The 11257-nt window shown below is 61.8% G+C and carries 2 protein-coding genes; one reads left to right on the top strand and one right to left on the bottom strand.

Annotation, left to right across the window (positions count from 1 at the left end; translation table 11 throughout):
- Nucleotides 1–67 precede the first annotated feature (67 nt).
- Nucleotides 68–10024: a beta strand repeat-containing protein gene (locus AB4Z52_RS35185; protein ID WP_442222455.1), complete on the top strand. Its 9957-nt coding sequence runs from the start codon at nucleotides 68–70 to the stop codon at nucleotides 10022–10024.
- A gap of 77 nt (nucleotides 10025–10101) precedes the next feature.
- On the opposite strand, the gene tnpC is transcribed toward AB4Z52_RS35185, so the two are convergent.
- Nucleotides 10102–11257 (bottom strand): IS66 family transposase (tnpC, locus tag AB4Z52_RS35180; protein ID WP_442222454.1); only part of this gene is annotated, 1156 nt, incomplete at its 5' end.

Below are 11257 nucleotides of genomic sequence, written 5' to 3'. Positions count from 1 at the left end.
GGCGACGGCGCTGACGGCAACCTCGGGCACGCCGGAATATGCCATCGATGGCTCGGCGCTCGGCGCCATGCAGGCCGACCGCATCAAGATCGTCGTCACCGAGAAGGGTGCCGGCGTCAACATGGCCGGCGACATGGCCGCCAATGCCGGCGAACTGTCACTGTCGGCCGACGGCAAGATCTCGATCGGCAATGTTTCGGGAAGCCAAGGCGTCAGCATCACCTCGAAGTCCAAGGTGACGGCGGCGAAAGTGACATCGCATCAGAAGGTGACGGTCCAGGCTGACCAGGGCATCACGCTGCAATCGGTCGCGGCCGATGACGATATCGTGCTGTCGAGCGGCAGCGGACTTCTGAGCGTTGCCGCCGATGTCAACAGCGCCACCAACGTGCAGCTGAGTTCTGCCGCCGGTATTGCCGCCGGCAGCGTTACGGCAGGCAGCGGTACCGCGACGCTTTTGACCTCCAGCGGCGATATCAGGATTACCGGGGCTGCCAATAGCCATGGGGCGCTGACGATCACGGCGACATCCGGTGCGATCTCGGCCGCGTCTCTTTTGAGCTACAACAATATCGGCCTCACTGCCGGCCTAGGCGCGATTGCCGCAAGCGGCAACGCTGACATCGCCGTTTCCGGCAATGTGTTCGCTGAAGGCAATCTGACGGCCACTGGCCGCTCGATCTCGACCGGCAAGGTCGTATCCGGTCTCGATATTGCCGCCACCCAGGCCGATCCGAACGGCAACACCATCCTTGCCAATGGCGGCGACCTCCAGCTGACGGCAACCGGCGGTGCGATCAACGCCACCAACCTGCTGTCGTCAGGCAATACATCGCTTAATGCCGCCACGCTGACGGCACAAAACCTCACCGCCCATGGCACCATCGACATCAACGCCACCACCAGTTTGAGCGGACAGATTCTTGGTGGCAGTGACGTCGCAATCATCGGCCAAGGCGTGCAGGCCGGCACGATGGCCTCCGGCGTCGACTTTGCCGCCACCAGTGCCGCCGGCGGCACGATCGTCCTTTCACCGACCGGGGTTTTGACCCTTGACGCCGGTGCCGGCAATATCGTCGCAGGCACGCTGTTGTCGGCCGGCGATCTGAATGCGCAGGCAGCCCTCGTGCAAGCAGACAGCATCACCGGCCACGGCACTATCGGCATCGACGCTGGGGTGCATGTCTCCAACCAAATGCTGAGCGCCGGCAACATCACGATCAACGGCAACAGCAACGGTGTCACTGCGGGCCTCCTTGCCTCAGGTGTTGATTTTGCCGCAACCGATGCCGGCGGTGGCAACATCGTTCTGGCGCCAAGCGGCGACCTGACCATCAATGACAGCGCCGGCGCCATCCAGGCGGGGACCATGCTTTCGGCCGGCACAATCAATGCCGCCGGCCAGACGATCACCGCCGACACCGTCACCGGCCACGGAGACATCACGCTTTCCGGTGCCACGGATGTGAGCGGCCAGATCCTCGGCGCCGGCAATGTCAGCGTCACAGGCTCGAGCATTGCAGCCGACGCCATCGTCTCCGGCGTCGATATCGCTGCCACCAATGCGGCGGCCGGCAGCATCGTCCTTGGCTCTGCGACCACCGGAACCGCCGATCTTTCGCTTGCGGCGACCGCTGGGCTCGACGTTGGGACGCTGCTGTCTGCCGGCGCGCTCAACGCCACTGGCGCGACGATTACGGCCGATAGCGTCACCGCCCATGGCGATCTGGCACTCGATGGCGCCACCACAGTCAGCGGCCAGGTTCTCGGCTCCGGCAATGTGCTGATCACCGGCCAGAGTGTTTCCGCTCAGACCCTGGTTGCCGGCATCGACTTCAACGCCACCAATGCCGCCGGTGGCAATATCGTGCTTTCGCCAGGCGGCGACCTGACTGTATCGGTCAGCGGCACTGCGGCAGCCTCGACAATCCAGGCCGCCGCCACCATCGATGCCAGCGCGGCGACGATCTCAGCCGATACCATCACCGGCCACAAGGACATTACCCTTTCCGGCGCAAGCGGTGGCGTCGATGTCAATGGTCAGATCCTTGGCGCAAACGATATCAGCCTCTCCGGCTCCAGCATCTACGCCGGCGCCATCGTCTCAGGCGTCGATTTCACGGCGACGGCGGCAGCGGGTGGCAATATCGTCCAGACGTCAAGTGGTGATGTTTCGTTGACCTCCACGGGCAATGACACCATCGGCACGCTGTTGTCTGCGGGCGATCTCACCGCGCAAGCCGCCGAGTTCAAGGCAGATGACATCACCAGCCACGGTGACGTCGATCTTAAAGCCAGTCTCGACGTCGGCGGACATGTGCTGTCTGCTGGTAACCTCTCCGTTGATGGCGCCAGCCTCAATGCGAGCCTCCTGGCTTCCGGCGTCGATCTAGCAGCAACGGACGCCGCTGGCGGCAATATCGTATTGAGTTCGTCCGGCTTCATGAACCTAACCGCGACCGGCAATATCGCGGCCGGTACGATTCTGTCCGTCGGTGACGTCACGGCGAAGGCAGCCAATCTTGCAGCCGACAGCATTACCAGCCACGGTAAGGTCGACGTCATCGGCAACGTCGATGTCACCAACCAGATCATTGCCGCCGGCAATCTCACGCTCAGCGGCGGCAGCATCAGCGCGCCGGTGCTGATCTCCGGCGTTGATTTTGCCGCCACCAATGCCGCCGGCGGCAACATTGTGCTCGGATCGCCCGCGACGATTGCGGGCAATCGCGCTGGCGACATGAGCCTTACCGCCGCTGCGGGCATCACCACACAAACCATGCTGTCCGCCGGTGCGATCGAGGTTACCGCGGCCACGATCACAGCCAATGCGGTTACAGCGCACGGCGACATCACCCTTGCCGGCAGCAGTAGCGTCGATATCACCGGCCAGCTCCTCGGTGCAAACGACATCTCGCTTTCCGGTCAGACCGTCCAGGTTGCCCAGGCTATTACCGGCGTCGATTTTGCCGGAACTGCGCAGTCACAGAACGGCGCCATTGTCGTCGGGCCGACGGGTGACCTCGACATCAATGCGGAAAGTGCCACGACCGGCACGCTGATCGTCGCTGGCAACCTCGATGTGGTGGCGAGCGCGTTCACTGCGGGCAACATCACCAGCCATGGCACCGTTGGGATCGGCTCTGCCGCCCGTCCCGGCGCGGTGAAGATCAACGGCCAGCTGCTCGGTGCAAGCGATGTCTCCATCACCGGCTCGGATATCAGCGGCAATGTCGTTGTCGCTGGCGTCGATTTCGCCGCGACAAACCAATCGGCGACCGGCGACGTCATCCTCGGCCAAGTGGGTGACCTGACGCTGAGTGCCACGGCCGGTGATATCTCCGCCAACAGCCTACTGGCCGCCGGCACCATCACCGCCAATGCCACGAACAATGTGAACGCCAATGCCGTCGCSCAAGGCGATCTGACSATCGGCGCCGGAAACGCCATYACGCTCASYGGCCAGTCGCTTGGCGCCGGCAACGTCAACCTCGCCGCCCRGTCGATSACCATAGATACGCTGGTGTCCGGCGCCGACTTCTCCGCCACCAGGGCGTCGTCGACCGGCAACCTCATGCTGCAGCGGTCGGGCACGACCACACTGTCCGCCTCCAGTGGCAGCATCAATGCCAATTCTCTGCTCTCRGGCGGCAATCTTGCCGCCACGGCCACGCAAAACATCGGCTATAACAGCCTGCAGAGCCTCGGCAATGCCGCGCTCACAGCGCCCGGCGCCATCGCCTATACCAGCACCACTCGCGTCGGCGGCAACCTCACGCTCAATACCGGCGCGCTGGATCTGTCCGGCAGCCGCGGCAGCCGGATCGCCAGCGGCGGCACGCTTGTAGTCAACGCTTCATCGGCCAATCTCGCCGGCAGCAATCTCGTCTTCGGGGGGCTGGCGCTGAACCTCTCGGGCAGCGCCGATTTTTCCAATGCGCAAGTCAGCACCGTCACCAATGCCGGCGGCTCTGGCGACATCACCGTCTCGGCCGCAAGTCTCGCCATGACATCAGCCACATCGCTGCGTGCCGCGCACGACCTGACGCTCAACCTGCCGTCGCTCGGCAATACCGGGCAATTTGCAGCCGGCAATAATATTTCCTTCAACGTTGCCGGTGATTTCAACAATACGCCGTCCGGCCTCGTCTTTGCCGGCAACACCGCCAACCTCTTCGTCGGCGGCACGCTTACCAACAACCAGGGCGCCATCCTTTCCGGCAACGGCCTCGCCATTGCTGGGCCCGGTGGCGGTCAGCGCAACGGCGCCGTCGTCAACATTGCCGGTCTCATACAGTCCGGCGGCAACATGTCGATCCTGACCAACGCACTGATCAACACCACGACCTCCGSACCGGCCATTCAGCGCAACGTCCAGCTCTCCAATACCATCCTCAGCGACTACGACCTCATCACCAGGACCTATGGCTGCGAGACACGCTGCAGCACCGGCTCGGGGCAGCACGAGCCAACATATGGTTGGACGCAGACAATCGACCAACTGGTGAGCCAGATCGTGTCGGAGGATCAAYTGATCAGCGSTGCCGGTCCCTCCGCCAAGATCCGCGCCGGCGGCGCCCTGACCATCAATGCCACCAATCTGACGAATGCCTATAGCTCGATCAAATCCGACAGCGATATGGTGCTSACCGTCGCSGGCACGCTCACCAATGACGGTGCGACGCTGAACCGCACGACGCAGACGGTCTGCGACAGTAGTACGCCTTGCCAATATTATCCGGACGTCATCTCCTCTGACACCACACAAGGGGGTCCRGATTGCAGCGGTCCCAATCGGCCTTGCATCGGCAGYAGCGACCCGACACTCACCTATTCGGACAACCCCAACGGTCAGCGTGACCCATCGAARGATCTTGCGGCCGGAACSACGGTGACCGTCCAGGCCATTGGTGCCCTGTCAGGCGTTATCCAGGCGCGTGGTGCGCTCGTCGTCAATGGCGGAGGCTCCGTCAACAACGTGGCSTCCAACGGTTCGATCGCCGGCCAGGTGGCGATCGACGCTCCGGCGAGCGCGAGCAATCCGCTTGGCGCTTTGAACAGCATGACGGCCGGTGGCGCATTGTTCAATGTCAATGCAGCCCTTGCGGGCATCGCTTCCAATGGCGGCGCGACCGCCGGCAGCGGYCCAACGATTGGCGGCGGCCCGGCGATCAATGGCAATAGCTTGACGGCCAATGGCGGCGCGTCGGTCAATCCGAACAGCCTGATCGGCAAGCTCACCATCGCAATTGGAAATAGCGGCAATCTTGCCCAGATGCTTCAGGTCAACGGCGCTCAGCTTGCAGCCGTCGCCAAGCCGCAATCCGGCGGCGTCGGCGGCACGGTTCCAGGACAGGTCTTCCTGTTCGAGACCCGGGCAGCCTTCCTCGACGTGTCGAAGTTCTACGGCTCCGGCTATTTCATCGATCGCATCGGCTATACGCCCGAGACCAAGGTCCCGTTCCTCGGCGACGCTTATTTCGACAACCAGCTCGTCGACGAGCAGTTGCGACAACTGGTCGGCGACGGCTTAGGTGCCGGTTCCTTCATCCCCGGCAACAATGCCATCGACCAGATGAAGACACTGCTCGACAACGGCGTCACCTATGCTGCAGCACACGGGTTTGCCCTCGGTCAGGCACTCACCCCTGAGCAGGCAGCGTCACTCACGCAGTCTATGGTGATCTATCAGACTGAGACGATCGATGGCGCCCAGGTGCTGGTGCCGGTTGTTTATCTCTCGGCTGCAGACCGCGCCAACATCGCGACCTCGGCGGCGGCCATCACAGGTGGCTCCGTCAGCATGGATGTCGGCAGTCTCAACAATTCCGGTGCGATTGCTGCTGCCGACGGCATGACCATTAATGCCAGCGACATCAAAGCCAATGGCGGCGCCTTCCTTGCCGGCGGCAACATGAACCTGAATGCCTCCAACGGCATCACGCTCGCCGCGCAGACCATGAATATCGGTGGCCAGACGGTGGTTGCCGCCACCGGCGGCGTGACCGCCGGCGGCAGCCTGAAGGTCGATGCCGGCGCCGGCAGCCTGACGCTCGCGGGTACCAAGGTGACGAGCGGCGGCTCCGCGCAGCTCTCCGGGCAGACCGTGACGATCGGCGCCGTCAAACAGGACAATGGTGGCACGCAGGCCCTCATCGGCACCAAGGTGACGACGGGCGGCAATCTCAACATCTCCGGCACCGATGGCGTCAACATCATCGCAAGCTCCGCCAATGTCGGCGGCGACCTGTCCCTCCTCTCCTCCAATGGCGCGGTCAACATCATCTCCGCCGGCGTGGAGAACACTGTCCTCAGCAAGGATCGGCTAAGCCTTGCTCAAGGCGGCACTACCACCACGACCACCAGCCTGACTCAGCAGGGATCATCGCTGATCGCCGGTGGCGCCATGCTGGTGTCCGGTGATCAGGGCGTGCTGATCGCCGGCTCTTCGCTCGATGCCGGCGGCAATATCGGCATCGTTTCGACCAACGGCAATGTCGCGATCGCGGCCTCCCAGGACCAGACGACAAGCCAGTCGAAGACGATCGCGGGTGCCGCCAACAACTACAAGAGCGGCCAATCGTATTCGACCGCGCTTACCAGCAACGGTTCGTCGATCACGTCGGGTAACGGAAGCGTCGTCGTTCAGGCATATAATGGTGACATCAGCCTCATCGGCTCCGATATCGATGCCAAGAGCGGAAGCGCCAACCTATTCGCCAATGGCGATGTCACCATCGGCGAGGCAATCGACAGCACATCTTCGTCCAGCAGCAGCGGCAAGACGAAGCGTAGCGAAACGACGACCACGGCGAACGGTTCCTCGATTTCCGGCCAGGGGGGGATCAATATTGGCTCTAAGACCGGCGATGTTACCATATCGACTTCGCAAGTCGCCGCTGGTGATGCATCGCACAAGACTGACACCAACATTAGCGCGGCTGGCAACATCGTCATCGCCGCCGGCAAGGACACTGACGAAACCACGTCCGACAGCAAGAAGAGCGGCTTCCTGTCGTCCTCGAAGACCCACACCCATACCTACGACGAGGACACCGTCGGCTCGTCGATCTCGGCAACTGGCAATGTCACGGCCAATGCCGGTGGCGAGACCGTCGTCTCCGGCTCGGAGATGGCCGCAGGCGGCAATCTCACGCTTTCCGGCTCGACCGTCACCGTCATGGGGGCCGAGGAAGACCACGAGAGCGACAAGCAGACCAAGAAGTCAGGCATCGGCGTCGGCTCTGGCGGCGGCTTCATCTCGATCTATGGATCGAAGGATTCGAAGAGCAGCGGCAGCCAGACCGACAATATCGGTTCGACACTCACCTCCGGCGGCGCGACGACGATCACGTCCACGCAAGGCGACGTCAACATCTTCGGCTCGTCCTCGCATTCGGGCGACGGCACGGTGATTTCGTCGGCGCGCGACGTCAACATGGCGCCGGGCGCAGAGGAGCAATCCTCGGCCAGCGACACCAAGCGCTCCGGCTTCGGCATCAACTTTTCCTCCGGCGATGGCAGCTTGTCGATCGGTATTGGCGTCGCCAATTCGGAAGAGCAGCGTTCCAAGGACGCCAATATCAATGCGGTCAGCACCTTGGACTCTGATGGCAGCATCACGATTGCTGCCAACCGCAACATCAATGACCAGTCCGGCAAAATCCTGGCCGCCGGCCCGATCGGCTTGATCGCAGGCGATAACGTCAATCTGCTCTCGAGCAACGACGTCACCAATGCCTCCGAGATGCAGAAGAAGAGCTTTGCCGGTGTCAGCCTGACAGTTCAGTCGTCTTTGATAGGCGCTGGACAACAAGCGATGCAGGCGGGCAGCCTGCTTTCCGGGGAAAACGGCATTTACGGAATCGCGCCTGCGGTTCTGGCCGGCGTCAAGGGCTATCAGGCGATCACGTCGACGATGGCCGCCATCGACGCCAAGCCGAACCCAGACACCGGCCTGAAACCCGCTATCGCCGGAATCTCCCTTACGGCCGGTTATAGCTTTAGCGAGAGTTCGCAGCAGTCGACAACCTCGATCCCGGTTGCGCCCGAGATCAGCGGCAGCTCGGTGACCATCATCGCCCAATCCGGTGATGTTGTCGGCCGTGGCGCCCAGATCAGCGCCGGCATGGGCAAGGATGGCAAAGCACCTTCTCTTTCCAGTGATCCGGATAACGGCAATGTGCTGATCTCGGCGGCCGGCAATGTCGACCTGGAAAGCGTGCAGGCGACATCCGACAGCAATAGCAGCAGCAAGTCGGGCAGTGTCAGCATTGGCGTTGCCGCGAGCGTTGACGCCAGCGGCAACGTCTTCAACGCCGGCCCGACCGCGAACGCGGCCTACGGTTCCGGCAAGCAGGCGGCAAGCTCGGTCACGCAGGTCAATTCGAATATCAGCGGCACCAATACGGTCACAGTCGTCGCCGGGGACACGCTGACGCTGGCAGGTGGCGTCCTTGCGGGCAAGACGGTCAATGCCACTGCCGGAAACGGTATCGTCATTGAAAGCCGCCAAGACACGGCATCCTATGACGAGAAGTCGAAGAGCGCCCAGCTCGGCATCAGCTCCGGCGGCATCAGCGGTGGCTACAATCAAGGCACGATCACGGGTGACTATGCCGACGTCTCCCAGCAAAGCGGTATTGTCGCCGGATCCGGCGGCTATCATGTCAATACGGATGGCACCATCGATCTGATCGGTGGCATCATCGCCTCGACCGCCGATCCCAAAAACAACGATCTGACCGCCAATCAAATCCTTTATTCCAACATCGCAAACTCGATGTCGGCGTCATCGACCAGCTACGGCGTCAGCCTGATCGGCCCCGGCATCCCCGTGCCCGTCGTCGGGCAGCCGGCCAAACAGAGCGACCACGGTGAGACGCTGGCGACGATCACACCCGGCAAGTGGAGCCTCGCCAACCAGAGCCAGGACCTCTCCGGTCTCAACACCGATGCCTCCAAAGCCAACAAGACGGTCGATCCCTTCGACATCGACAAGCTGAAAGCCCAGCAGCAGAGCGCTGCAGCATTGTCGGCCCTTCTTAACATGGGCGTTGGCGAGCTTTCAGACCGGCTCGGCTTTGCCGAAGGATCTCCCGAAAAGGTTGCTTTGCACGCTGCAGTGGGCGCAATCGTCGCACAGCTTGCCGGTGGCAATGTCGGTGCCGGTGCACTCAGCGGTGCACTGAGTGAAATCGCAAATGGCGTGCTTCAACAGGTCTTGCAAGCCGATCCCAACCTCACGGATACGCAGAAAAGCGCCATTACCCAGTGGGTGGCAGCAGCTGTCGGGGCTGCTGTCGGGGGAGGAACGGGTGCCGCCGCCGCACTCGATAATGTCAATTACAACTACCTGACGCATGAGGAAGCGAAAGAGCTCGAACTTGCCGATTTGGCTTGCACAAAACTAGGCAGCGACAAGGATTGCGACCGTGGTCAACAGCTTCGCAATCTTTCTCAGGAGCGTGACGACCAGCTGAAGAGTTGTGTTGGAATCTCATCGAGCGAATGCGTCAAAGCCAGAACCGATTTGCGCATTGCAGCAGCAGAATATGTGGATGCTGCTCTCACAGGCGATGGCGATTATATTTCGCCGATCGGAGGCATACAAAGGCAATGGGCGCTTTTGCAAGCTTATGACTACGCTGACGACAACGATCTAGGTCAAATCGCCGATGCGGATCGTATCGCGGCTAATTTCAAGAGTGAGGAAGCAAAGGCGCTGCTCACAGCGTCAAAGAGCGGATTATCCGCAGCGCTTCGCGGCGAAATCCTTTACGGTGTCGTAACGCTCGGCCAGAATGGAACCCTTGGCAAGGGCCCTGGTTCAAGTGAAGCCTCATTTGAGGAAGTCATTGGTGGCCCCTCTGGCACGACCCAGCGAGTCGACGTGTCCCGCGCGGTCCGGGGCACCCCAGAATACGATCTCCTGAACGACCCACCGGCAAATACAACCGTCGAGCTGAGCAATGGTACGACGTTCAGAACCAACTCCGGAGGCTATGTTGAGGGAGTTACCTAGTAAGCGCGATTTTCCATGCGCATTGACGGCTGCGGCACTGCTGAAGCGCACTCGCATCGGTAGCGATATCCGGGGCTCTATTGGGCCGCAGAGGTTTTGGAGAAGTTGAACGGTAGCAAGTCGCCGATCTCGGCCGCTTCGTCGCGCTGCGGCAACTCGGTGAGCACGTGGCGCAGCCAGGTGAGTGGGTCGACGCCACAGGCGCGGCAGGTGAGCATCAGACTGTAGATAACAGCACTGGCCTTGGCTCCGTCGACGGTATCGCTGAACAGCCACGATTTTCTTCCGGTCGCAAAAACTCTGATATCGCGTTCCAGAATGTTGTTATCGATCGGCATCCTGCCGTCGCTGGTGTAGCGTGTCAGGTAATCCCACTGGTTCAGGGTGTAGGACACGGCATCGCCGAGCTTGGTGTCCGGCACGACCTTCGGCGCGATATCGTCGAGCCACGTCTTTAAAGCGTTCAGGACAGGCAAGCTGTGCTGTTGGCGGAAACGGTGGATGCAGTCGGCCTGCGTTTCACCGACGTCCGGCTTTTCGTCTCGCGCCTGCCTTTCGATCCGGTAGAGCTGCTCGAAGAATCTCAGAGCTTGCTCCGGCGGGCCGCCACCTTTCTTTCTCGTCTTGAGGGCTTCGACGAAGCGCCGCCGGGAATGAGCCATGCATCCGACATGGGTCGCGCCATGTAATGTGCGCCAGGCTGTGTAGCCATCGCTCACCAATATGCCGCGGTAGTCACCAAGGAAGGTCTGCGGGTGGATCTGGCCGCGCCCCGGCCGATAGTCGAGGAGCACGATTGGCTCGTCACTATCCTCGCCACTCCGGTAGGCCCACATATACGATGTGCTGGTGGCCTCCTTGTCTTTTTCCTTCAGCACCTGGACTGTCGTCTCATCGCCATGAATGAGAGCCTGCGATCGCAAGCGCAGTTTCAGCGCATCATAGATGCGGTGCAGATGCTTCTCGCTCGAAGCGATCACCCAGTGAGCGAGAGCGCCGCGGCTGATCGGAACGCCGGCCCGCTCGAATGTCTGCGCCACGCGGTAGAGCGGTGTGCCATCGACGTACTTGTGGACGAGCGCGAAGGCCAGTGTCGAGGCCGTCGCGATGCTGCCCGGCAGGGGCTGCGTCGGCATCGGTGCGATCACGACGGGCGTGGTAATCCCTGTACGATCGCAATGGCGGCAAGCGTACTTGAACCGCACATTCTGCAGGACCTTCGCCTTGACCTCG

The organism is Rhizobium sp. 2YAF20, assembly GCF_052114685.1.
Lineage (GTDB): Bacteria > Pseudomonadota > Alphaproteobacteria > Rhizobiales > Rhizobiaceae > Rhizobium.
Note: the sequence above shows the minus strand (reverse complement) of the source record. Positions and strands in the feature narration are given on the sequence as shown.